General features: G+C 56.7%; 17 protein-coding genes. 4 read left to right on the plus strand and 13 right to left on the minus strand.

What is annotated here, in order from left to right; all coding sequences use genetic code 11:
- Positions 1-107: 107 nt before the first annotated feature.
- Complete coding sequence (locus ACOTYH_RS21665; protein WP_421637890.1) at positions 108-2,150, minus strand: AsmA family protein; 2,043 nt, start codon at positions 2,148-2,150, stop codon at positions 108-110.
- 65 nt (positions 2,151-2,215) lie between these two features.
- Positions 2,216-2,989: a cyclic-guanylate-specific phosphodiesterase gene (pdeH, locus tag ACOTYH_RS21670; protein ID WP_015571521.1), complete on the minus strand. Its 774-nt coding sequence runs from the start codon at positions 2,987-2,989 to the stop codon at positions 2,216-2,218.
- A 230-nt stretch (positions 2,990-3,219) separates the two neighbouring features.
- Between pdeH and ACOTYH_RS21675 the strand changes: the two genes are divergently transcribed.
- Positions 3,220-4,149, plus strand: a complete 930-nt coding sequence (locus ACOTYH_RS21675) for a sugar kinase (RefSeq protein ID WP_017384186.1) — start codon at positions 3,220-3,222, stop codon at positions 4,147-4,149.
- A gap of 62 nt (positions 4,150-4,211) precedes the next feature.
- Here the strand turns inward: ACOTYH_RS21675 and ACOTYH_RS21680 are convergent, their stop codons facing one another.
- The 9 genes from ACOTYH_RS21680 to bcsR form a co-directional block, all read right to left on the minus strand.
- Positions 4,212-5,702, minus strand: a complete 1,491-nt coding sequence (locus ACOTYH_RS21680; RefSeq protein ID WP_023295577.1) for a M16 family metallopeptidase — start codon at positions 5,700-5,702, stop codon at positions 4,212-4,214.
- Between the two features lie 222 nt (positions 5,703-5,924).
- The gene (gene dctA / locus ACOTYH_RS21685) at positions 5,925-7,211 is read right to left on the minus strand and encodes a C4-dicarboxylate transporter DctC (RefSeq protein WP_015571524.1); all 1,287 of its coding nucleotides are present in this window, start codon (positions 7,209-7,211) and stop codon (positions 5,925-5,927) included.
- Positions 7,212-7,370: 159 nt separating this feature from the next.
- Positions 7,371-9,377, minus strand: a complete 2,007-nt coding sequence (gene hmsP, locus ACOTYH_RS21690) for a biofilm formation regulator HmsP (RefSeq protein WP_421637891.1) — start codon at positions 9,375-9,377, stop codon at positions 7,371-7,373.
- A 120-nt stretch (positions 9,378-9,497) separates the two neighbouring features.
- Positions 9,498-12,980: a cellulose synthase complex outer membrane protein BcsC gene (gene bcsC / locus ACOTYH_RS21695; protein ID WP_421637892.1), complete on the minus strand. Its 3,483-nt coding sequence runs from the start codon at positions 12,978-12,980 to the stop codon at positions 9,498-9,500.
- Positions 12,962-14,068: a cellulose synthase complex periplasmic endoglucanase BcsZ gene (gene bcsZ, locus ACOTYH_RS21700; protein WP_421637893.1), complete on the minus strand. Its 1,107-nt coding sequence runs from the start codon at positions 14,066-14,068 to the stop codon at positions 12,962-12,964. The genes bcsC and bcsZ overlap by 19 nt, the downstream gene beginning before the upstream one ends.
- Positions 14,069-14,074: 6 nt before the next feature.
- On the minus strand, positions 14,075-16,498 hold the full coding sequence (gene bcsB, locus ACOTYH_RS21705; protein WP_071591748.1) for a cellulose biosynthesis cyclic di-GMP-binding regulatory protein BcsB: 2,424 nt from the start codon (positions 16,496-16,498) through the stop codon (positions 14,075-14,077).
- Positions 16,499-16,508: 10 nt separating this feature from the next.
- A complete protein-coding gene (bcsA, locus tag ACOTYH_RS21710) occupies positions 16,509-19,124 on the minus strand; it encodes a UDP-forming cellulose synthase catalytic subunit (protein ID WP_023295581.1) in 2,616 nt (871 codons plus the stop codon).
- Entirely contained in the window at positions 19,121-19,873 is a 753-nt protein-coding gene (bcsQ, locus tag ACOTYH_RS21715; RefSeq protein ID WP_003861177.1) for a cellulose biosynthesis protein BcsQ, read from the minus strand. The genes bcsA and bcsQ overlap by 4 nt, the downstream gene beginning before the upstream one ends.
- Positions 19,874-19,884: 11 nt before the next feature.
- Entirely contained in the window at positions 19,885-20,073 is a 189-nt protein-coding gene (gene bcsR, locus ACOTYH_RS21720) for a cellulose biosynthesis protein BcsR (protein WP_003861175.1), read from the minus strand.
- A 173-nt stretch (positions 20,074-20,246) separates the two neighbouring features.
- Here bcsR and bcsE point away from each other — a divergent pair, with 173 nt between their 5' ends.
- The 3 genes from bcsE to bcsG are packed head-to-tail and all read left to right on the plus strand — an operon-like array spanning position 20,247 to position 23,672.
- On the plus strand, positions 20,247-21,809 hold the full coding sequence (bcsE, locus tag ACOTYH_RS21725) for a cellulose biosynthesis c-di-GMP-binding protein BcsE (protein WP_032669013.1): 1,563 nt from the start codon (positions 20,247-20,249) through the stop codon (positions 21,807-21,809).
- Positions 21,806-22,000: a cellulose biosynthesis protein BcsF gene (gene bcsF, locus ACOTYH_RS21730; RefSeq protein WP_017384193.1), complete on the plus strand. Its 195-nt coding sequence runs from the start codon at positions 21,806-21,808 to the stop codon at positions 21,998-22,000. Before bcsE ends, bcsF begins: the two co-directional genes overlap by 4 nt.
- A complete protein-coding gene (bcsG, locus tag ACOTYH_RS21735) occupies positions 21,993-23,672 on the plus strand; it encodes a cellulose biosynthesis protein BcsG (protein ID WP_032672219.1) in 1,680 nt (559 codons plus the stop codon). The genes bcsF and bcsG overlap by 8 nt, the downstream gene beginning before the upstream one ends.
- Positions 23,673-23,707: 35 nt before the next feature.
- On the opposite strand, the gene birA is transcribed toward bcsG, so the two are convergent.
- Both birA and murB read right to left on the minus strand, forming a co-directional pair.
- Complete coding sequence (gene birA, locus ACOTYH_RS21740; protein WP_003861169.1) at positions 23,708-24,670, minus strand: bifunctional biotin--[acetyl-CoA-carboxylase] ligase/biotin operon repressor BirA; 963 nt, start codon at positions 24,668-24,670, stop codon at positions 23,708-23,710.
- Positions 24,667-25,695 (minus strand): UDP-N-acetylmuramate dehydrogenase, encoded by a 1,029-nt coding sequence (gene murB, locus ACOTYH_RS21745; protein WP_126766574.1) that lies wholly within the window; start codon positions 25,693-25,695, stop codon positions 24,667-24,669. Before murB ends, birA begins: the two co-directional genes overlap by 4 nt.
- Positions 25,696-25,894 lie beyond the last annotated feature (199 nt).

Consider the following 25,894-nt stretch of genomic DNA (forward strand, 5'->3'; position numbering starts at 1 on the left):
GGACCGAGGCATCGCTGAAAGCCCTCAGTTATTCTGAGGCAACGTTATAGCTTTTGCTTTCAAATTACTGGAGCCCCCTCTCCCCACAGGGAGAGGGAGAAACGGGACTACTTCTTCATCTGCGACAAAATCGTCCGACACTGATTCGCTTCGCCTTCTGACGGCGAAATCAACGCCAGCAGCGCCGCCGCAGGGGTGACCAGCGTAGCGAGCGCGGCGGCGACCGCACCACGCGCAATCAACGGCCCGGCCTTCACGCCCGCCTGAGGATCTTTGAAGGTCCCGCGAACGTACAGCGGCGAGCGCAGGGTGATGATACGAATGCCTTTACTTTCCGGATCGATGGTTAAATCCAGCTGCTCGGACGCCATGCTGGCGGTACCGGTGACGTTGATAACCGCGTTTTCCGTGTCGAAAGCGAAGATCTGCGGACGCGCCACGCCGTTGACCAGATCCAGATTTGCCGCCGCGCAGTTAACGCGTACTTCGTCGTCACCGAAGATTTGCCCGATGATAAAGTTCCCGACGTTCAGCCCCAGGATCTCCATCAGGTTACGGCTCACCAGCCCGTCGTTCATCAGCAGCTTCAGGTTGCCGTTTCCGCTACCCAGCAGCGCCGCTACCGAGTTACCCGTGCCGCGAATATCCGCGTCGCCGTTCATCTCACCGAGGGTTTTCTGCATCAGCTCCACGTCCGGCATCAGCTCTTTCAGCTTCAGCCGACGCGCCTGGATCTCCGCCCTTCCCTGCATTGGCTTTTTATCCCCCTCCAGGTGGATATTCGATGAGATGGTTCCCCCGGCCATGCCAAACTTCAGCGGTTGCAGGCGCAGGTCGGCGTTTTTCAGGATGATATGGGTCGAGAGGTTGCTCAGCGGCAGCGTGCTGCCATGCTCAATTTTACGTCCTTTGAAGCGCACATCCGCATCCATCATGTCCCATTTGTCGGTTTCGAAGCGGTCATAGGGCAGCACTTTACCCGCAGGCTGAACGTCCTTTTTAACCTCTTTAGACTTCGTGCCTTTGCCCGAATCTACGCCAATCAGCGGACCAAGATCGGCCAGACGCAGCTGGCGGGATTCAACGTCCCCCTCCAGTTTCGGGCGCGGTTTACCGGTGGTGTAGGTCAGCGTGCCGTGGATATCGCTGTCGCCGATGCGCCCGTTAAAATTCCGGTAGTCAAAGACGGACGATTTTTCGGTGTTGATTTTGGCAACCAGGCGCCCGTCCGTTTCAAACGGCGGGGTATCTGGCAGCAGTACGCCGGTCAAATCGTACAGTTCACCCAGCGAATCCCCGGCAAACTTAAGCTGGAGGTCGACGCCGCCCATGTTCATCGGGTCGTTAACCGTGCCCACGAACGCCACGCGGGTGTTGCCCGAGCGGAAATCCGCCTGCACCGGGAACGGCGTACCCTCACTCCTGAGCGCCAGCATGCCGCCGATTTTGCCTTTACCGGTCAGCGGCTGGCCGTTGTAGCGCCCTTTCGCCGTCAGGCCGAAGACGTAATCGCCCGCTTTGCTGTCATCGCCTTTGGCTTTACTGCCCGTCACTTCGCTAAACGGCAGAGGCTTACCCAGCGGATCGACGAGGATCTCCACGTCAGCCTTACTCACCTTATCGTCAATGGCGATCCTCCCCCGATCGAACAGAATATTGTCGAGGCGGAAAGACCACGAAGAGGGCTGCGCATTCTGATCTTTATCGCCGCTGCTGGCGAGATCGAACGTCCAGTTGTTGTTTTTCTCTGACAGGCGAATTAGCCGCGCGTCGGGCTGCTGAAGTTTGATCCACGGCAGATACACCGTTTTGGTTAACAGGGCTAACGGCGCCAGCGTGGCTTCCACGCGCGGCAGGTGGATCATGGTCACTTGGGGGATGTCCGGCGGGTTGCCGAGAATGATGTCGTCGGCGTGAACGTGCGGCCATGGCACCCAGCTTCGCCAGCCGGTTTCCTCTTTCTGGCGCTCCCACACGACACCCAAATCGCCACGTATTGCGAAGGGGCGGTTTAGCTCGGTTGAGACTTTCTGGTTGATGGTCGGTTTGAGCCGGTTCCAGTCAAACGTGGCGATAATGATGATTAAGACCACGATCAGCAACAAGAAAATCCCTGCTGTCCAGGAAATCACCCTGGTTGTTTTTGTCATTGTTGTCCCCTTTCCTGATGAACTTGCCTCTAAAACTATAGTTCAGACAAAGGGAAGCGGGCAGATCAGAGGGTGGTTATCACCTTTTCCAGGGTATCCATGGGGACAGGACGAGAGAGGAAATAACCCTGTGCCGCCGCTGCCGGGGAATTTTGCACGTCGCGCCACTCCTCCAGCGTCTCTACGCCTTCCACAATGACGCCCTGGCAATAGCGGTTCATCAGTTGCAGGAGCATCGTAAACAGGTTCCGTCCCTCCGGCGTCTGGCGCAGCATGATAAACAGATCGCGGGCCACTTTGATGTAGTCATAACGCACTTCGCTCAGGGCGGAGAAGTTGGCCATACCGGTACCGAAATCATCCAGCCACAGCGGGCCAAACTCACACATCGAGGCAAACGAGGAGTCCTGTGGCAGCTGAACATGTTCCACCAGCTCGAAGCGCATCCACGGCAAGGTGGCAATCAGCGCCTGCAATGTCGCGTTCTGACGTAACGCCATCAGGGTTGGGCCATCCACGTTCACCGACGCCAGAATACCGTGCTGCTCGAAGAACGCCTGCTTCGTCGCCAGCATTCTCAGCTGCTCTTCCAGCACGTCGATACGCTGACGCACGGCAACCTCCGCAAAATAGCGGTCCGGTGCAATACGCTGTGAAGGATTCGATGGATGAGTGACGACCGTTAACACCTCAATCGCCATTAATCGACCGTCGGTACGGTAGATGGGCTGATAGGTGTACGCTCGCTCACATTGCAGCCAGTAGCGATGCTCCTGCAAGTTCTCAATACTTGCCTCAGGCGTAGTGCTCAGCCGCTGGATAACCTGCTCTGACTTCATTTCGGATGTCCTGTTGTATGGGATAGCCTTTCTGGACTCGTCACTGAGTTATCGGCCCGCCAGGTGAGAACTTTATGTTCAATTCACCGGGAAAATGAAATTAAGATGACAGAAATATGCCGGAATACGCGCTGGCTCAAAAAAAATAATGGAACGTCGTTTTAATATAGTTGACCATAAAAAACACACAGCGCACACTACCCTTAATTACTTTGTTCAGGTTCACGACTATGTCTAAAAAAATTGCCGTGATTGGCGAATGCATGATTGAGCTGTCCCAGAAAGGCGCGGAAGTCAGCCGCGGTTTTGGTGGCGATACATTGAACACCTCCGTTTACATTGCCCGTCAGGTCGCCCCCGACGCGCTGAGCGTGAGCTACGTTACCGCGCTGGGAACGGACAGCTTCAGCCAGCAGATGCTGGAAGCCTGGCAGGGTGAAAACGTTGGGACCTCGCTGATCCAGCGAATGGAAAACCGCCTGCCGGGTTTGTACTACATCGAAACCGACAGCACCGGCGAGCGCACCTTCTATTACTGGCGTAATGAAGCGGCCGCCAAATTCTGGCTGGAAAGCGAGGCCGCCGCTGCCATTTGCGAAGAACTGGCGACCTTCGATTATCTCTACCTGAGCGGGATCAGCCTGGCGATCCTGAGCCAGGAGAGCCGTGAAAAGCTGCTGTCACTGCTGCGCGAATGCCGGGCCAATGGCGGTAAGGTGATTTTCGATAACAACTACCGTCCGCGTTTGTGGGCCAGCCGCGAAGAGACGCAGCAGGTCTACCAGCAGATGCTCGAATGCACCGATATCGCCTTCCTGACGCTGGATGATGAAGATGCTCTGTGGGGCGAAAAACCGGTTGATGAGGTCATTGCCCGGACGCAGGCTGCCGGGGTCAGCGAAGTGGTGATCAAGCGCGGGGCGGAGTCTTGCCTGGTGGCGGTTGCAGGTGAAGCCGTGACAGAGGTGCCGGCGGTGAAGCTGGCGAAAGAGAAGGTAATCGATACCACGGCGGCGGGAGATTCTTTCAGCGCGGGGTATCTGGCGGTACGTCTGACGGGGGGAACGCCGGAAGCGGCGGCGCAGCGCGGTCACTTGACGGCCAGCACGGTGATTCAGTATCGCGGAGCGATTATTCCGCGCGAGGCGATGCCTGCTTAAGGACTGTGCGGGCTGATGCCCGCACCCTAACCCTCTCCCTCAGGGCTGAGGGAACGCAGAGCTTACTGGCCCTGCGGAATATCGCTCGCATCCTGGTGTAAATCATCGGCTGCCGTTTGCGCTGGCTGCGGCGGCGTCGCCATGATGGCGCTCCAGGTGGCCTTCAACTCTTTCATGTCATATTCCGGCTCACCTTTCGGCTGCAACAGAATCAACGCCATATCCTGCGACAGCTGCTGACGCAGATCCTGATTCAGCATCTCCACGGTCAGACCGTTCAGGAAGTCCTGACGCAGTTTCTGATACTGCTCCGGCGCGATATCCACCACCTGATTCTGCAAGGAGCGAATGCGCTGGCTGATTAAGATATCGGTATCGGCGCGGGCATAGGTGGCGAACAGTTTCTGCAATTCGAGGGATTTCTGCGCCACCAGCGCGTTAAACTCCTCTTCAGACAGGCCCTCTTTCCGCACTTTAGCCAGCTCTTTCGCCACCACGCCGAGATTGGCATTCAGCTTATCGCCCGGCGATTCCACGTTAATGGCGCACTGGGCGCGCTGGAACAGCACTCGGCAGTCAAAGCCCAGGCCAATATCTTTCACGTTGTTCTTGCTGAGCGTCTGCTGAACGTGCCAGAACAGCGCTTCACGCGCGAGATCCGCACGCCAGTAACGCAACAGCGCAGAAGACTCGCGGATCGGCTGCCAGGCCGTATCCCACATCATTGAAAGACGATCCTGACGCACGGTATCCGTCATGATGCTGACCGTCTCAGGACGCAGCGGGGACAAGGTAGGAACAGGGGCGGGCGTTTCACGCTTCCCTTTCAGATCGCCAAATGCTTTGTTGATCTGTTCTATCACCGCACGGCTGTCCACGTTGCCCACCACAATCAGGGTCATGGCATCCGGGGTGTACCACTGCTGGTAGAAAGATTTCACCTGCGCGGCATCAACCGGCTGTTTCAGCGGCTCTGCCGGGTCGTGGCCAAGCAGCGTTGACCCTTTCAGGCGGTAGCGCCACCAGCCTTCTTTGGTATCCGTCGGCCAGGTCGCCACCATGTCGCTGTTGCTCAACGCATAGTTAACGGTCTCAGGCGTAATCGCCAGTTTGCCGGTGGCATCCGAAAGATAGGTCAGCGCTTCTTTAAGCAGATCGTTACGGTTGTTGGGCAGGCTCAGGTTAAACATGGTGTAGTCATAGGAGACCACAGCCGGGGGCAGCGGGCGTTTCGGATCGATGGCCTGTTGCCATAAAGAACGCACCTGAACCGCCTGCAAACTGCCGCTCTGGGTGAGCGCCAGTCGAGGAATAAAGTGGCTTAAGCCGGTCTGCTGGGTGCTTTCAGTGAGGGAGCCGGTATTCACAGAAAGACGGATTTCAATGCGATCGCTCGGACGTTGCGGAGTGGATAATACCTGCCACTGGAAACCATTCGCCAGTGTTCCCTGTTGCCAGGCCGGGTCTGGCTGGAGCGCATCTGCCTGCACATAACTGGCTGCTGCCATCATCAGCAAACCGCCGGTTAAGAGTCGAATTTTTGTGCCCTGCATGTGAACCCCTGATCAACATTCCTGGTTAAAGAGAGTGTCTCGCGACGTGAGCACTCAAAGATGACGATGAAAACCTTCCGATTAGACAGCGTGTTCGGCTAAACGTCACGGGCGGAAGTGAAATATACCCAAAAAAAATCTTGTCGAATTATGACAGGTATGAACGGTTATTATGCGCAGGTACCCGCATCCCCACAAGGGAATACGGGCATTTATGAGGGATTAAGAGGATAAACCGGGGGTTTTGTCCTCAGATGTGCGGTTATTCAGCGTATCGTTAAGCTTCTTGTGATCCAGCTCTTTCACCCACTTCGCCACCACAATCGTCGCCACGCCATTGCCGACCAGGTTGGTTAACGCACGGGCTTCAGACATAAAGCGGTCAATACCGAGGATCAGGGCCAGGCCCGCCACCGGCAGATGGCCCACCGCCGAAATGGTGGCCGCCAGCACGATAAATCCGCTGCCCGTTACGCCCGCCGCCCCTTTTGAAGAGAGCAGAAGCACCACCAGCAGCGTAATCTGATGGAAGATATCCATGTGGCTGTTAGTGGCCTGGGCAATAAAGACCGCCGCCATCGTCAGGTATATCGAGGTGCCGTCCAGGTTAAAGGAGTAGCCCGTAGGAATAACCAGCCCCACCACTGACTTACGGCAGCCCAGCTTTTCCATTTTATCGAGCATACGCGGCAGCGCGGACTCCGAAGAGGATGTGCCGAGGACAATCAGCAGCTCTTCACGAATGTAACGGATAAATTTGAAGATGCTGAAGCCGGTCGCACGGGCGATGGAGCCGAGCACCACCACCACAAACAGAATACAGGTGATGTAGAAACAGACGATCAGCTGGCCAAGCTGTACCAGCGTGCCGACGCCATATTTCCCGATGGTGAAGGCCATCGCGCCAAAGGCGCCAATCGGGGCCAGACGCATGATCATGTTGATGATGCCGAAGATCACCTGCGAGAAGCTTTCAATGACGTTAAAAATCAGCTGGCCTTTGCTGCCAAGACGGTGCAGGGCAAAGCCAAAAAGCACGGCAAACAGCAGCACCTGGAGGATGTTTCCGCTGGCGAACGCGCCAATCACGCTGCTCGGGATCACGTCCAGCAGGAAGGCAACAATCCCCTGATCTTTCGCCTGTTCAGCGTAAACCGCCACCGCTTTCGCATCCAGCGTGGCCGGGTCGACGTTCATGCCCGCGCCAGGCTGTACCACGTTGACAATTATCAGACCGATAATCAGCGCGATGGTACTGACAATCTCGAAGTACAGCAGGGCAACCGCCCCCGTACGCCCGACCGCCTTCATGCTTTCCATGCCAGCGATACCGGTCACCACGGTACAGAAAATGACCGGCGCGATGATCATTTTGATGAGCTTAACGAACGCGTCGCCAAGCGGTTTCATCTGCGCGCCCAGCTCCGGATAGTAGTGACCGAGCAGAATACCGATGGCGATGGCTGTCAGGACCTGGAAGTAAAGACTTTTGAAGAGTGAGGTTTTCATAGGGTGTCCCTGGAAAGAAAAACTACAGGCTTTGTAAGGTTATGGTTAACCTGCGGCTTTAAAATAACACCCACATAACAGGACAGAAATAAACGGGGTTCAAATTTGAAACACAAATGTTAAGAACTTTGAGCTGGCTCGCACAAGCCAGCAACAAAATTACACTTTTGCGTTATTGCCAGCGTCAGCGAGATAGCGTTTCTCAAAGAGATCCGTCGGTACGGCGCGGTCAAACAGGAAGCCCTGTCCGCTCTCCACGCCCGCCGCAGCCAGCCACTCACGCTGGGCGTCGGTTTCAATACCCTCGGCAATTACGTGCAGATTCAGGCTGTGCGCCATCTGAATAATGGCCTGTACCAGGCTGCAATCCTCCGGCAGCCCTTCCACAAAGGTTTTGTCGATTTTCAGGACGTCCACCGGCAACGTTTTCATGTGCTGGAGCTGACGCAGGCCGGAATACCCCATACCAAAATCGTCCAGCGCAATGCGGATCCCGGCATTACGCAGCGGTTTCAGAATGGCGACAGCATCGTCAGGATTGTCGATACAACGGCTCTCGGTGACTTCCAGGATCAACGTGTGGGGCTGAATGCGGTAGCGGTGGATCAACTCGAGCATCTCCGGCACCATGGTCGGGTGCATCAGCTGTAGCGCAGAGAGATTCACCGACAGCGGCAGCGTGATGCCCCGTTGTTGCCAGGCCGCAAGCTGGCGGCAGGACTCTTCCAGCACCCAGTAGCCGACGGTGACCATCAGGCCGCAGGACTCGATACGTTCGATCATCCCCTCAGGCAGCTCCCACGTGCCGTCCGGCTGTTGCATACGCAGCAACGCTTCGGCGCTGGTCACTTCACCCGTGCGCAAATTGACCTGCGGCTGTAGCCAGAGCGCAAACTGGCGATTGTCCATCGCCGTCAGAATGTCGCTCTCTTCCGTCAGGCGCTGCTGGGCTTTTTCCATCTGCTCCGGATCAAAGAACTGGATCTGGTTTTTGCCTTTCCGGCGCGCGGTGAACGCGGCCGAGAAGGCCCGACGATAAAGCTGCTCGGCGGTCAGCCCCCCGTAGTACATCGCAATACCGATGCTGGCGCTCGGGCGAAGCTGGATACCCTGAATGGGCAGCCGCTCATTAATGACAGTGAGTACTTGCTGACCTAGCGTAATGGCGTGCCACGGCTCTTTAACACCGTGCGCGATCACCACCAGGTCATAACCGCTGACCTGGGTGAGCACCATGCGCGGCGCCAGAACGGATTTCACCTTTTCCACCAGCGTCAGCAACAGCATCTCGCGCTGGCTCTCTTTCAGCACGCCCGCCGTGTCCTGCAAGGTTTCGCAGGCAATCACCATCAGCGCGGTGGTCTGCTGGCGGGCGACGGTCTGCTCCAGTAAGGCCATTAAAAACGCTTTGTTTGGCAGATCGGATACCGGAAAACGGGTGGCGTTGCTACTGAGCTCTTCCTGCTGACGCAGGACACGCTGCTGGTTGATATTGTAACTCCGGACCAGCATGCCAATTTCATCGTCGTGATGCAGGCGCGGCAAGGGAAGCTGATGCCCCATGTGCTCCTGTGGAGAGAGGTCGTTCAGCTCCCGGGCTATGCGGCGCAACGGATGCACAATTAACCGGTTGATACACCACGTCAGCGCCACGCTCAGCATTAGTGTCAAAAGTAAGTAAGTAGTCACTAACGTAGCAACCCAACTCATGACGAATTTATACATGCGGTACGAGTCGGCCTGTAGCACCAGGTAGGCCAGCGGCTGCGGGTTAGCCGGTCTTTCCAGGGAATAGAGAGGCAGGGAAATTTGCACCGGCAGTTCAAACAGGCGCATCACCATCATCGGGACGGGACGCTCCGGGATAAAACTCATCCGCAGCGCCTGGAACTGGTTCGGCAGCACGACATCCGCGCGGCTCACGATACCGGCGGGCTGAATGCGCTTCAGGATGGATTCCGCCTCGGGGATATCCCCTTTCAGGATCGAGGCTGACAGGGGTTCCCGCACCGAGCGAGCAATACTTTCCAGTTGCGAAGCCGTGTTATAGCGATTCTGCTGTACGGAGTGAAACAGCAAAATGACGCAGAAGATGAAGACAAACAGCATTGTGACGGCAGACACCATCGCCATCTGTTTGATCGTTAAGGAACGGCTGACACGCAAAATGACTCTCCACAAAACTCGAAGCGCAGGGCGCACCAGGGTGTAAACCTGGTGCGCCCGAGTATACCCGATAGCTGCACTTTTAAGAGAGACTTACAATTAGATTAAGAAAAAATCCGATCACCAGTCTGCATAAGGCACCAGCGGTTCCGGTGGTAAGTCCATATCACCCTGCCAGCCCGCGGCAGAATACCGAACGTAGAGCAGCGCATGGCTCGGGGTATAGTCTTTTGCTTCCTGAATATCGACGCCCAGACCGACAAACCAGTTGGACGTCACGCGGCGTTCAACAATCGCCCTTGCGGTATAACCCGTCCCTGACGAGCTACTTCCGGTTTCCATCACACCTTTATCGGTATAACGGCCTGGCTCATTGTCCGGGATCAGCCCCTGTAACGGATAACGCATCACATCTTTTGTTTTTGAATGAGACCAGGAGACGGAGCCGCCCAGCTCCCATGACCAGTTCTCTGTGCGTTTACGCCAGTTCACCGGTAAGGCGAACGACACATACTCCTGGGGACTGTAGTAACCGCCCTGGCCCAGCGAATAGCCACTTAAATCCTTATCGTAATGCCAGAGCATGTTGGACACGCCCACCGTCAGGCGTTCGTTGTTCTGATTGATGAGCTTGTAGTAATAGCCGGTCATCCAGCGGACGCGCCAGTTATCTTCGACATTCTTCCCGGTGAGGCTGTCGGCACTCAGGCTTGACCAGATCCCGTTAGCTTCGCCTTTGTCGTAGCTCATGCTCACGCCGCCACCGGTGGCACGCACGCCGCCCCAGGTGGTGTCGGTATTGGGATCTTTTTGCCCGGCGAAGGCCAGCACCGAGCTGGAAATCGGACGGCGATGGGCGTTCAGGGTGTAGCCAATCGGCCCTAAATCGTTGCTATAGCTCAGGCTGCCCACCACATCGACCACGTCGAAGCCCATCGGCGTTGTACCGATATCCCACGCCCAGGTTTTGTTCTGCCAGCCGACGGCCACGCTGGCGCCGTTGGCCGACTGGTTTGTGCTACCGCGACATGGCGTTTCGGCGCAGGTACCCCATGTCGGATCGTAGGTTCCGTTATCGGTGGCAAAGGAACCGGCGTTCATATTGACCAGATCGCTACGGAAGAACATACGTCCGTCCGACAGCGGCGCATCAACCTGGAGCATGGTGGTGTGCGCTTTCAGGTCGGAATAGCCTCCCGTGCCGCTGGACCCCCAGTAGTCGTGTTGCAGCGTGACGTTCAGATCCTGCTGACGATAAAGATCGCCTGCATCGCTGCGCACGCCGCGCTTCAGCCAGTCATCTTTCTCATCGTTACGCGTGAGCCGCGTAAAGCTGTCGTTATCGGTCGGACGGGTCGTTGTGATGCCCGATGAGACCATCGCATCTTTCCAGGTGTCCAGCGCCTGCTGAGGCTGACCATTTTGTGCCTGGAAACGGGCGGCATCGCGCATCACCAGCGCACTTTCCATCGAAGGCGGCTGCGATTTGGCCTGCGGAAGAATGGCGTTGAAGGTCTTTTCTGCCGCGGCATGATCACCCAGGCCAGCCTGCGCCATGGCAAGCCGGCGCTGCATATTGATGGAGAGCGGTTCGCCGTTCTGTGCCGCGGGCAGTTTCGCCAGCGCCGCGCGCGCCGCGTCCTTGTTGTCCTGGGCAAGATAGACCTCGGTCAGGCCGAGGATCGCGTCTTCGTTCTGCGGTTCGCGTTGCAGGACGGTGTTGTAGGCGGTTTTCGCGGCCTCATGATCGCCACGCTGTTCAGCCCAGTCCGCCAGCGTCAGGTCGATACGGGTGGACGGAGGCTGCTGGCGAAGCAACGTTTCCGCCTCCTGCTCTTTTCCACTGTCGCGCAGGCGGTTGGCGGTTTCCAGCACCTGGTTACTTTGCAGGCGGTCCGCCAGCGCCTGAATGTTGCCGTTCCACTTGTCGCGCGGCAGCGTGTTCAGATGCGCCAGCGCCGCCCGGTCCTGATCGTTACCGGACAGGTACAGCCCGCTGGCGTAAACCTGATCCGGATCGCCCGGTTTCTGGCTTGCCAGCTGACGCATCAGGTTATCCGCCTGGCTGCGTTGACCCGCGCTATACAGATCGCGTGACAGTCGGTAGGTGATCCACACGTCGCCCGGGGAAAGCGCAAGGCGTCGGCGCTGAATTTCTGCGGCCTGCGCATATTTCCCCTCGCTTTCCAGCTGTTCGGCCTGGGCTGACAACTGCTCGTTCGTCAGGCTACGTTCAATATCATCAATGCTGCTGCGCTGACTGGCAGAGAGCGACTGAATAAACTGCGTCGCCTTCTCCGGAGACTGCGCGCGATAAATATTGGCGAGACCGCGTACCGCGTTGCTGTTGCCGCTGTCCATCCGCAACGCCTGGCGGTAATAGCGCTCGGCCGCGTCGTTATCTTTGCGCGCCGCCGCCGCATCACCGAGGCCCAGAACCGCGTAGCTGTCGGTATTGTCGATATTGCGCGCCTGCTGGTAATAGCGTTCGGCCTGGGCCGTATTGTTGGCTTTCAGGGCGTTATCCCCCTGCTGGATCAGCAGCCAGTATCGGTTGACCTTCAGCAGGCTGTCCCATTTGCCCCGGTTATCGCTCTGCGGATCGAGGGCGATCGCCTTTTCAAACTGCGCAACCGCACGCGCGCGATCGCCTTTCTGAGAATAGGCCTGCCCCAGCGCGCCTACGGCTTCACTGTCGGCGTGGTTGGCGCTGACTGCTTTTTGCAACTCCGTTACCGCTTTACTGCCCTGCCCGGCATCCACTGCGGCTAACCCTTCGGCTTTGGCGCGGAACGCCGGATCGGCAAGCTGTTTTTGCTGCGCTTCAAGCTGGGCGCGCGCCGCCGTCACGTTATCGCCATCGCTGAACACGCTCAGGTATTGTTGCAGCGCGGTAACGCTGGCGCTGCTGGCCGGCTGATCTTTGATCTGCTGGTACCACATGTCCGACGCCTGACTGCGGCCATTGTTCGATTTGGCCATCTCCTGTAACACCGCAAACCCTTCATCACGCCGTCCGCTCTGGAACAAAAGCTGTGCCAGCGAGGACTGTAGCGGGACGTTGCCCGGACTGCTGGCGTTTATTTTCTTAAGCTGATTAATGGCCAGGTTGCGGCGGGCTGGCTCTTTCGCCACCACGTTCCAGTACTCCGTCGCGATGTCGCCACTGGGCGGCTTACCGTCAAACAGTTTGTCATACGCGGCAATGGCTTCCTGGGTGTGCCCGGTGGTGGCAAGCAGGCGAGCCTGCTGGAGGGCCTGGCGACCATCCGGCGTGGAGAGCAGCATGGTAGTACGGGAGGACTGATAGGCACTGGAATCGGGCGCCATTCCTTTCAGGCGATCCAGCTCTTTTTGCGCGCCCGCCGTATCGCCCTGTCGTAACAGGTAGCGGAAGCGCGCGGCAATCACGTCCGGGTTGTTGGGGTCGATCAGCTCAAGGCGATAGAGCGACTGGCGCACTAAATCCTCACGCTGGGTGGATTCCCCCAGACGGACCTGTTCCAGCAGCTGTCTCTGCTGCGGGGAGTTGGCGGCCTGGGCCAGGGGCATTAGCGCCAGGCCAAGCGATAAGGTGAGTAGATTCAGTGTGAACGTGCGCATTCCTGGCCCCAGTCCGGTAGTAATTCACCTTGCACGGTGAAACGAAAACGATGCTGATCCCACCCTTGTCCAAAGAGGGTCAGAACGTAGCTGTAATAAGCATTGTTATCGGGAAAACGATCGGCGACGTGCTGGCGTTGCACCGCTTGCGCGTCCCGGTTTTGTAAAAACGGAAGGAGGGAGGCAGAAAACCCTACCGGCCCATCTCCGGTGCGTTTCCCGGTCACGACGTCCACTTTCTCCGGCGGCAAGCCTTGTTTGATTGTGGTGGTCGCCATGGGCTTGAAACGCGCCAGTAGCCGGGCTTTCTGCGGATCGTTATCGTTCATCATCCCTACCCACAGATAGACGCGAATCGCATCGTAGCTGCCGATCAGGGATGCATCCTGCGACAGCTGCCAGCCGCCCTTTTTCTGGTATTTCACCCAGTTCGGGGAAAATCCTTTAGGCGCGGTCTCCAGCAGCAGACGCAGGTTGGTTTCACGGAGCGTCGTCCACGGCGCGCCAAAACGGGTGAAATAGCTCGCAAGCTGCGGCGGCAGGTAGCTGGGGTTGAAGCGCCAGACACTCTCTTCGGCAAAACCGACTTTACCCGGCAGCAGCATAGAACCCAGCCCCGGCACCTTCACCACTTCCTCACTGGCAATGCGCGTCAACAGCGCCTTACCCGTGCGCGTGTAATCGGGATTTTTCCACAGCCGCCCGGCTTCCAGCAGCGACCAGGCAATCCAGATATCGGCATCAGACGCGGAGTTAGGGTCGATAACCGCCCAGGTTTCGTCGTCCTTTTTCCCCCACAGCCAGGCCGGGAGATGTTGGGTTAAATCTCCCTCGGCAAGGTTATCGCGCGTCCATGCCAGCAGCAGATCGAACGCCTTGCGATCGTTTACCGCGAGGGCAAAGAACAGTCCGTAGCTTTGCCCTTCGGAGGTGGTGATTTTGCGCGCGTCACTGGGATCAATGACGCGTCCACTTTCGCTCATATAATCCTGCTTGAACGTCTCCCAGGCAGGCCAGCGACAGGCGGCGTGAAGATTCGCCGCCGCCAGCATCAACGCTGCGACTACACACCCGCGAAAGATTTTCATCACCGCTTACTCATGGTCCGGGTTAAGACGACGACGGCTGATGATTCGCAGCAGACGCCACAGTACCCACGCCAGCAGTACAACGCTGAGCGCAGCCAGCACGGCCAGCAGCACCGGGTGGTTAGACAGGGCGTACCACAGGCGTTCGAACCACGGCAGATGACCGACGTAGTAGACATCCCCCACGCGCAGGCTGTTTACCCCCGACTCACGGATCACCGAGACGGAACCGAACATTGCCGCCCGTTTACCGCTGTCGTTCATGGCCGTGTTGAGTAGCTCATACCCGCGCGGGCTGTCCGCCAGCAGGGCGATAACGCTGCGCTGGTCGTTATACGGCGACTGGAAGCCGACAATCGCGGCCATCGGACCCGTTGAGCTTACGGTCGTCCTGATATTGGCCTGACGATCGCCGCTGTCCGGCATGATGCTCGGGAACTCGGTCTGACGCAGCGGCGTGTTAACCCACGACTGAGCCGCCTGCACCAGCAGATCGACGCGCTTCTCGTCTTTCAGCTTGTCCGGAATGTTGCCGATGACCATGATATCGGCATCTTTGTTCTGGATCTGGCTCCCGTCATCCGTCACCGTCACGTTGATCGCCGGCAAGCCGGTTTGCGCCCCGACGGTGCCCATGGTGTCCAGCAGCGTGGTAACCTGGCCTTCGTTGGCCGCTTTTGGCATCACGACAATCGATTCAGAGAGGTCTGCCATGCGGCTGAACGGGAAGCTGGCGTTAGCAAAGGCACGCAGATCCGGCATCGCAATAAAGTGGTAATACTTCGAGAAGTCGATCGTGGAATCATCGCCAATCACCACGTGGTTTTGCACCGGCTGGAAGGTAATACAGTTTTCCACCGATCCACCCGGCATGGGGTTCATATACTGGAAGTTAAACCGCAGCTGGTTCACCGCACCGAGCTTCAGCGCCGGGATCGACACATCGGTTTTGCCATCCAGCAGCCCCTGTAATACAGGCAGACGAAGCATCAACCGGTTTGTCTCCTGGCTGCTGGTCAGGCTGAACGATTGCAGGAACTGATTGTTGAGGCTGATATCCATGCGCGAGCTGTCTTTGGTCGCCGGCGCGGTGTAACGGTAGTTCAGATTGATATCAATGCCGTTGGTGCGCAGCAGATAGAGATCCGGCGGCAGGTTCAGCGACAGGCTGACAGGAGAAGGTTCAAGCCCGGTTGACTGCAATTGCTCTTCATAGGTTTTCAGTTCGCCAAAGGTGATGGCCCGGTCGGTACGTACCCAGTTCGGCGCATCATAAGGCTTACGTGCCAGCAGCGGTTTCACCTCGTCCACCACAACGCTGTTACCGCGGAACAGGATATTCCCCTGCGCAATGCCTTTCGCCGCCTGCACCAGATCTTTGTCATCACGGCCGAAGATCACCAACAGCTTCACGTACGGATTGTCCGGATGGCTGATCATCTCGATGGTGGGCGCTTTCACCTCCGGATGGTCACGCAGGAAAGCTGGACGTTTGGCGTTGGTGGCAAACACGATCGCGTTTTTGTCCGGCATTTTGTCGTACATGACCGGGAAACTTTGACCACGCCAGCCGGAGCGGGAACCAAACCAGGATGCCACGATAGAGGCCGCCAGCTGTTCGGTCACATCGGGAGAGCCGGCAAAGACCATCGGCAGGTTCAGCGGACGGTTATCACGCGGGTCGAAGAACGGCACCGGGAAGGCGGAGAGATCGTTTTTCAACGCCAGCGGCTGATAGGTCATCTGAAGCGAAGAGTTACGCCCGACATCCAGCCACAGGGTGCTGCTGGCCGGGTTTTCACAGACATCGCGGTAGTGGCCGACAAACTCCAGACGTACGCGGTTAAAGTCGGTGATAAACAGCGGATTAATCGGCACCTGAGCCAGGGTTTTCTTACCCAGTTGCTCTTTGGTGACGGGCAGGACGTCCATCAGCTCGTCATTCAGATAGACCTTAAGCTGGGACTGCACCGGCAGCAGCGACGGCGATGGGGTGTATTCCAGGTTGAGCATCGCTTTCGACACGACTTCATCGCTGCGCATACCGAATTCGATACCGCCATTTGGGTTGATGCCGCGCAGAACCATGCTGCCCGGAGGAGGCGCGATCTGGGCAAACGTCAGCTTAACGTCACGCGACGGCGTATTTTCGGCAACCACCGGCGCACTGGCTCCCGGCACGCCAGGCATGACCTGCCCAACCACCGGGTTGTCGGCGGGCAGCGTATTCCCCGTCGTCGGCTGATTCGGGACGACGTTTTCCGTCTGCCCCGGCGCGGCCGTCACAACCGGATCGGTCGCTTGCGCGACGACAGGCACCGTTGGCGCGGGCGTGGCCGCTGCGTTATCAGGCGCTGCGTTAGCCACTGTTGCAGGGAGCGCACTCATCCCCATTGCCACTGCACATAACCAGGAAAGTTTTGTTTTCATCGCGTTATCATCATTGTTGAGCCATAACCGGGTCCGCCTGCTTCGCTTCATCTCGCTCAGGTCGACGCGGAATGAACGACACGACCCAGGAAACCAGTGAAGTAAGTGACCGGAAAATTAATTTCACCGACGACGGGGCAAATTCTGCAAGGTGACGATAGCCACGGAACCCCAGCTTAAGAATATCCAGCAGGCTTTCCAGAGGCTTATCCTCAGGGAAGCTGTCCTGCCAGAGAGCCCACGTATCCGCGCGGGCAAACGTACACTGCACAAAATCAATGTGTTGCTTTTTGGTCAGCGGCATCAGTTGCAGACCCACTTCATTTCCTCTCACACGCACCACCTGCGTCGGGAAGACATACTCCTGCTGGCCGCGCTTAAGCAGTAGGTTGACCTTCTGCCCCTCCAGCACCTTCGCCTGACCGTTGATCTTGATACCCAGACCGCCATCCGAAAAGTCATGTACGGTACAGGAGAAGAGATGTCCATCGTCGCGGGCAATGGCCGCTGGCATGCTGATTTCGACGCGATGCGCGCGGCGAACCTGTTTGCTCTCCACCGATACCGCCACCGCGCCACCGAGGATAATCAGGTTATAAAACACCCACGCCATACTCACGAAGACCGTCAGAATTTCGTTTTCCGGGCCGTAGAAGTAGCGCCAGATCCCAACAATCACGCCCACAATATTCAGCAGCACCAGGAAGATATAGGGCCGGGAGATCACCCAGTCGACATACTCCTCTTCCACCAGCCCGCCCTTCGCGGTGACGTTGAATTTCCCTTTATGCGGGTTAATCAGCGCCACCATGGTTGGCGGCGCGATGTACCAGGCCAGCACCGTTTCGTAAATTTCACTCCAGAAGGAGTGGCGATATTTCCCCTGAATCTTCGAGTTCGTCAGGCTGGCGTGGATCATGTGCGGCAGAACGAACAGGGCAATCATCAGCGCAGGCGCATAGATGATGTAAGCGTGAAGAAGCAGGAACGCCAGCGGCGCAGTGAGGAAGATAAGCCGTGGAATACCGGACAGGAAGTGGAACATGGCGTTGACGTAGCACAGCCGTTGCGCCAGCTTCAGCCCTTTACCCATCAGCGGGTTATCGAGCCTGAAAATTTGCACCATGCCGCGGGCCCAGCGAATACGCTGGCCGATGTGCGCCGACAGGGATTCCGTAGCCAGCCCCGCCGCCTGAGGAATACGCATGTAGGCGGAGGTATAGCCAAGACGGTGCAGACGCAGCGAGGTGTGCGCATCTTCCGTGACCGTCTCGACGGCGATCCCGCCAATTTCATCCAGCGGTTTCCGGCGGATCACCGCACAGGAGCCGCAGAAGAACGTTGCGTCCCACATGTCGTTCCCGTCCTGCACGAGTCCATAGAACAGCGTGCCCTCGTTCGGGGTTTTACGAAAACGGCCGAGGTTACGTTCAAACGGGTCCGGCGAGAAGAAGTGGTGCGGCGTCTGCATCATCGCCAGCTCTTTCTCCTTCAGGAACCAGCCCATGGTCATTTGCAGGAACGAGCGCGTTGGCACGTGGTCGCAGTCGAAAATAGAGACGAACTCCCCTTTGGCATATTTCAGCGCATTGTTGATGTTACCGGCTTTCGCGTGTTCATGCGTGGTACGGGCGATGTACTCTACCCCCACTTCGTCCGCGAACTGGCGGAACTCGGCACGGCCACCGTCATCGAGGATCCAGATTTTGATTTTATCCTTCGGCCAGTCGATACCCAGCGCGGCGTAAATGGTGTTTTTTACCACCGACAGATCTTCGTTGTAGGTCGGCACGAAGAGGTCAACCGTAGGCCACTGGGTCGTGTCTTTTGGCAGCGGCACCGGCTGTCGATTCAGCGGCCAGATAACCTGGAAGTAACCCAGCACCAGCACGATCCAGGCGTAAGTCTCAGCAAACAGCAGCACTAAGCCGCACACCAGGCTGACCGGATCGTCCCAGTTCAGCGTTGAGGTATATCGCCACCAGATGTAGCGGCAGGAAACGGTCAGCGATAGCACAATCAGCATCAGGGCAGAAAAACGCCCTGGTATGCGCCGCACCAGCAGCGCCACGCCCCACAGCAGGATCAGGAAGGTGAACTGCGCCAGCGGGTTGAAGGGCTGGGTAATACAGACCAGCGCAAGAATCAGCGAGAACACAACAACCACGCCGAGAATAAAACGCCGCAAGCCCGGGTGTAGGTGCCCGAGCTCTTTGTGGTTATCTAAATGACCCGTTTTGTCGCCCACCCGGTCAGGTAGCCGGTCAAGCCACTGGTGGTAGTGTTCACGCAGGTTCTGCACACGATCGAAGCTGCGCCAGCGGGACGTTTTTTTCTCCGCGCCCGTTGAGGTCGTTAGTAGCCAGATGGACTGAATAGCGTAGCGCGCGGGATCCAGCGGACGCGGCTTGTCAGGGTTGATATGCGGATAGAGTTCACCGTGGCGCGCACGAATGCGTTGCCAGCGGGGATGTTCGAGGGGGATGAACATCCACGCCAGAATCATCCACAAACAGCCCAGCGCAGCGCTCAGCGACGAGGCGCCGTGATGACGGTAATGGCGGTAGCGTTCACTTAAGCGCGAACTGACCGGCGGAATGAGCAGCCAGTTAGTCAGGCGGCTCATACTGAACTCCCGGCAGGCTCCGGCCGTTTAGCAAAGTGCAGCAGACACCAGTTGGCCAGCGTCAGGATCTCTTCCGCCGCCAGTGAATCGCTACGGTACTCCCCGAGAGGTTGTTTGGACGCGAGGCACTCCGCCATCGCTTCGTCACGATGGATCACCATCGGCAACAGGCGGCGCTGACTCTGGAGCCAGACCTGGTAGAGATCGTCCTGGATCTGGCTGCCAATGCGCAGATCGTTGATCAGAATATGGGCATTGGCAGGCATCGGCTGCTGATGCAGACGGATATGACAATTCGCATCTACGTTCGCGATGGAGAGCACATGGTCGCACTGCGCCAGCAGCTGGCGGGTCAGCGACGCGGCACCGTGCGGCAGGTCCAGCAGGATCCACTGATAGTGCCCGCTCTCTTTCAGGCTCTGCAATGCGGTGATGAAGCGAGAGAACAGGCGCTGGTACGCGGCTTCATTCCCGCGCTCGGTTTCGGTCAATTGACCAAAGGGAAGCAAATCGAGCTGGGAGGTATAACGCAAACCCGCATCCCGCCAGTCTTTATCGTCCAGAAGCGCGCGTCCCCAGCCGTTTGCATGCGTAAAGTCGACATTGAATGACATGCGCAGCAAATTATCGGAACAGGCATCAATGACCAGTACCGATTCACCTAATACCTGCAATGACCACGCCAGCGCCGCGGTAACGGAAGTTGTACCCACCCCACCACGGACGCCCTGTAATCCTAGTACAGCCATCAATGGCTTCCTTATTGTTGTTGGGCAAACTCAGCTAATAACGGCCAACGTTTAATAGCCGCCGCCAACTGTTCACGCTGGGAAATATCGGTGTAATCTATTTCAGGCAAAGAAAAAGCCTGCGTGAGTGCCAAAAAATCGTTCTGGAATGTGTAACCCAGACTTGAGTCGACTGGGGTTGCGGGTTCGTTATTTTGCATTCTTTTTTCATCCCTTTGAGTAAAATCATAAGATTCAGATGCAGCGAGGCGTCCTGCCATTAAATTTCATTTACATGCTAAATCTGATGTTCTTTAATTTCAATGTTAGGTTTATTTCTACGCTTTCGCTAGTAAACTGAGAGACATAGAAATTCGACGAAAAGAGGGACACCGTGGACTCCATATTTTCTATTGGCATCCAGTCATTATGGGACGAATTGCGCCACATGCCAGTCGGAGGAGTCTGGTGGGTTAATACGGATCGTAATGAAGATGCCATCAGTCTGGTAAACCAGACGATAGCGGCGCAGGGGAAGGATTCCCGCGTGGCCGTCATTACGATGGGCGAAGAGCCGAAGTCAATCATCAGGCTCGACAGTGACCGTGGGCCCCAGACAGTACGATTATTTTCCATGCCTGCGGAGGCTGACAGTCTATACTTTTTACCCCGCGATATTCAGTGTTCTATTGTTCCTGAGCACTATTTACTGATTCTAAAATGCTCTAATGATGGCCTGCAAAATATACCGTCTGAAAAGCTGCTGAAATGGCTGGGAAGAATCAACAGATGGGCAAAAAATCAAAATTGCACCTTATTGGTTGTTAACCCAGGCAGTAATAATGACAAGCTTTTTTCACTTTTAATGAGTGAATACCGTTCTCTCTATGGCCTGGCCAGTATTCGTGTCCAGACCGACAGCCATCTTTACGACGTGGCTTTCTGGTGCAATGAAAAAGGGGTGAGCTCCCGACAACAACTTACACTCAAACAAGTCGGGGATGAGTGGCATCTTGCTCAACAGGAAGAGACGGTAGTTCAGCCACGCAGTGATGAAAAACGTGTTCTGAGCCATATTGCGGTACTGGAAGGTGCGCCTGCACTGTCTGAGCACTGGTCACTGTTCGATACCAATGAAGCCTTATTTGATGAGGCGCGCACCACGCAGGCGGCGACTATTATCTTCTCGTTGATCCAGAATAACCAAATCGAAACGCTGGCAAGGCACATTCACACATTACGTCGCCAGCGCGGCAGCGCGTTAAAAATTGTAGTGCGTGAAAATAATACCAGCCTGCGCGCCACCGATGAGCGCTTATTACTGGGCTGCGGCGCGAATATGGTCATTCCGTGGAATGCTCCCCTGTCGCGCTGTCTGACGCTGATCGAAAGCATCCAGGGCCAGCAGTTTAATCGACATGTTCCGGAAGATATCAGCACCCTGCTTTCAATGACGCAGCCGATGAAACTGCGCGGCTACCAGAAATGGGACACCTTCTGCGATGCGGTGGGCAACATGATGAGCAATACGCTGTTACCGGCAGACGGAAAAGGGGTGATGGTTGCCCTGCGCCCCGTGCCGGGTATTCGCGTTGAGCAGGCGCTCACTCTGTGCCGCCCTAACCGTATCGGGGACATCATGACCATTGGCGATAACCGCCTGGTGCTGTTCCTCTCCTTCTGCCGGGTGAACGATCTGGATACTGCACTTAACCATATCTTCCCGCTTCCTACCGCGGATATCTTCTCGAACCGTATGGTCTGGTTTGAAGATAACCTGATCGCGGCTGAGCTTGTCCAGATGCGTGCCCTGCCACCTGAAAAGTGGGCCAAACCGTTGCCTGTCACAAGCGGCGCCAAACCGGTTCTGAACGCGAAACATGACGGGCATGTCTGGCGACGGGTACCCGAGCCGCTACGCTTACTGGATGAGAACAAGGAGAGCGCGCCATTATGAATATCAGCGATATCATCCAACTGGTTGTTCTGTGCGCGCTGATTTTTTTGCCGCTTGGCTACTATGCACGCCATTCCCTGCGCCGTATTCGCGATACGATCAGATTACTGTTCGTCAAACCTCGCTATATTAAACCCGCCGGAACACTGACTCGCGCTCCGAACGTCAAGGCAAACCGAAAACATGACTAATTCTACCTATACCTCTTCGGCGCCCTCGCCACTCTGGCAATACTGGCGCGGCCTGTCCGGCTGGAATTTCTACTTTCTGGTGAAGTTTGGTCTGCTGTGGGCAGGCTATCTTAATTTCCACCCTCTGCTTAACCTGGTGTTTATGGCATTCCTGCTGATGCCAATCCCGAACCTCAGGCTGCACCGTATACGTCACTGGGTCGCTATCCCCATCGGTTTCGCCCTGTTCTGGCATGATACCTGGCTGCCCGGCCCTGAAAGCATCATGAGCCAAGGCTCCCAGGTCGCAGGTTTCAGTGCGGACTATATGCTCGATCTGGTTGAGCGCTTTATTAACTGGCAGATGATTGGCGCGGTATTTGTCCTGCTGGTCGCCTGGCTGTTCCTGTCTCAGTGGATCCGGGTGACGGTGTTTGTCGTCGCGATTATGATCTGGCTTAACGTCCTGACGCTGACGGGCCCGAGCTTCTCGCTGTGGCCAGCCGGTCAGCCGACGACAACCGTGACCACCACGGGCGGTTCCGCCGCCGCGACCGTTGCGACAGCAGGGGATACGCCTGTGGTTGGGGATATTCCTGCGCAGACTGCACCGCCGACATCCACTAACCTGAACGCGTGGCTCTCCAGTTTTTACGCTGCGGAAGATAAGCGTCAGACGAAATTCCCGGACGCGCTGCCTGCCGATGCTCAGCCGTTTGAGCTGCTGGTCATTAACATCTGTTCTCTGTCCTGGGCTGACGTTGACGCGGCTGGTTTGATGTCGCACCCGCTGTGGTCGCATTTCGATATTCAGTTTAAGGACTTCAACTCGGCCACGTCGTACAGCGGCCCGGCGGCTATCCGCCTGCTGCGCGCCAGCTGCGGACAGCCTTCGCATAAGAACCTCTACCAGCCGGCAGCTAACCAGTGTTATCTGTTTGATAACCTCGCAAAACTGGGCTTTACCCAGCACCTGATGATGGGCCATAACGGTCAGTTCGGTAACTTCCTGAAAGAAGTGCGTGAACAGGGTGGCATGCAGGCCCCGCTGATGGACCAGAAAGGGCTGCCGGTAACGTTGCTGGGCTTTGATGGCTCGCCGGTGTATGACGATACCGCCGTGCTTCAGCGCTGGTTAGATACCGTCGGCAAAGAGGAAGGGACACGTAGTGCGACGTTCTATAACACGCTGCCGCTGCACGACGGGAACCATTATCCCGGCGTGAGTAAAACGGCCGATTATAAGGCCCGTGCTCAGAAGTTCTTTGACGAGCTGAACGCGTTCTTCAACGAGCTGGAAAAATCAGGTCGCAAAGTGATGGTGGTGGTGGTACCAGAACACGGAGGGGCGCTGAAAGGCGACAGGATGCAGGTGTCTGGTCTGCGCGATATCCCAAGCCCGTCCATCACTAACGTTCCGGCCGGGATTAAGTTCTTTGGCATGAAGGCGCCGCATCAGGGAGCGCCCATTGAAATCACCCAGCCAAGCAGCTATCTGGCTATCTCGGAACTGGTTGCTCGCGCTGTAGACGGTAAGCTGTTTGTGGAAGATAGCGTGAACTGGGATCAGCTCACCAGCGGGCTGCCGCAGACGGCGGAGGTATCGGAAAACGCCAATGCGGTGGTGATCCAGTATCAGAATAAGCCTTATGTCCGACTGAATGCCGGGGATTGGGTGCCGTATCCGCAGTGATGACCTGCTACACCCTCTCCCCTGTGGGGAGAGGGTTACTCCGCACTTCGTAACGAAATTTCACCGCCCACCCAGGGCTTAATCACGCCATCCTGTTCAAGAAGCAACGCGCCCTGCGCGTCAATGCCGCGTGATGTGCCGTAAATCTCTTTATCCCCAATCAGCAGCTTCACCGGTCGGTTAATAAAGTTATCCAGTTTTTCCCAGCGGGACAGGAATGGCGCTAACCCCTCTTGTTCAAAGAGCGTAAGCGAACTACGCAACTCATTGATCATGCGGACGGCAAGCGTATTGCGATCGATGGTGATCCCCGCTTCCTGCAAGTTGGTCCAGGCCTGGTTCACGACATCGTTCTGCACGTTTCGCATCACCATGTTCAGTCCCGCCCCAATGACGATCTGTGCGGCATCGCCTGTTTTTCCCGTCAGTTCGACCAGGATGCCCGCCAGCTTTCGATCGTTGAGATACAGATCGTTGGGCCATTTTACCCGCACCTGATCGGCACCCAGATCGTGCAGCACCTCTGCCATCACAATGCCGATGACCAGGCTCAGCCCGATGGCCGCAGCTGGCCCCTGTTCAAGCCGCCAGTACATGGAAAGGTAGAGGTTGGCGCCAAATGGTGAGAACCACTTACGCCCCCGGCGGCCACGTCCTGCCTGTTGGTACTCGGCAACGCAGGCATCACCGGATTTCAGCTCGCTCAGGCGATCCAGCAGATACTGGTTCGTCGAATCAATGACCGGCAATACCGCGACGTTACCGTGCCCAATCTGGCTGCGGATAATCTCTTCATTCAGTAACTGGATCGGTTCCGGCAGGCTGTAGCCTTTTCCCGGCACCGTAAACACATCCACGCCCCAGTCGCGGAGCGTTTGAATATGCTTATTGATCGCAGCACGGCTCATGCCCAGCTGTTCGCCCAGTTGCTCGCCAGAATGAAACTCGCCATCAGCAAGGATACCGATGAGAGTTAACGGAATAGTATTGTCCTTCACGCAATGGTCTCCACGGCATTCACTTCGCCCGTTCGGCCAATAAAGCGAACTTCAGGCTCCAGCCAGACATTGAATTTTTCGCCCACGCGCTGGCGAACATGATGCGCCAGGTTGACGACATCCTCACTTGTCGCGTTGGACTGGTTGATCAGTACCAGCGCCTGCTGACGATGAACAGCAGCGCCACCAAGAGTAGTACCTTTCAATTCACACTGATCGATAAGCCAGCCTGCGGCCAGCTTCACGCTGCCATCCGCCTGAGGATAATGCGGGGCCGTTGGCCAGCCGGCGAGAAACGCTTTTGCATTTTCGCTGCTGATCACCGGGTTTTTGAAGAAACTGCCCGCATTTCCGTTAACTTTCGGGTCCGGGAGCTTGGTCATTCGCATATGGCAAACGGAATCAAATACCTCACGCGGTGTGACGGTTGCCGGGTCAAGACGGGTCAGATCGCCGTATGTCAGAACGGGTTTCCAGGCTTTCGCCAGGCGCAGACCAACGGCCACAATGACGAAACGATCCTGATAGTCGTGCTTGAAAATGCTGTCGCGATAGCCAAAGCGGCACTGCTCTGCGGTCAGGCGCTTCGCCGTTCCGGTCGCGAGTTCAATGCAGTCGACATATTCGCAGACGTGTTTCAGTTCGATGCCGTAGGCACCGATATTTTGAATAGGAGATGATCCTGCACAGCCCGGGATCAGGGCCAGGTTTTCCAGTCCGGGCATCCCTTTTTCAAGGGTATATTGCACCAGATGATGCCAGTTCTCGCCAGCACCCACGTGTAAATGCCAGCTGTCAGCGCTCTCTTTACGCTCAATCCCCATGATGCGATTGACGATTACCGTCCCCGCAAAATCATCGAGAAACAGGACATTACTTCCTTCGCCCAGAATAAGTACGGGTTCACCGTTTTCTGTTGCGTTTTGCCATGCATTCAGCAACTGCTGAGTACTGTCGGCACGTACAATTTGATTAGCATTCCGTTGAATACCAAAGGTATTCCAGGGCTTAAGGGAGTGATTCATAGACGCTATCCTGATGCAAAAACCGGGATAGTTTACCGTATATATGGGGGGATAGGTGATTTGTTTATGGAAAGGAAGCAGGTGCAGAAACGCAAAGAGGCCATCCTTGCGGATGGCCTCTTCACTTGATTGATGCCTGGCAGTTCCCTACTCTCACATGGGGAGACCCCACACTACCATCGGCGCTACGGCGTTTCAC

It is taken from the genome of Enterobacter cloacae complex sp. SHL001 (assembly GCF_049236825.1).
GTDB lineage: Bacteria > Pseudomonadota > Gammaproteobacteria > Enterobacterales > Enterobacteriaceae > Enterobacter > Enterobacter hormaechei_C.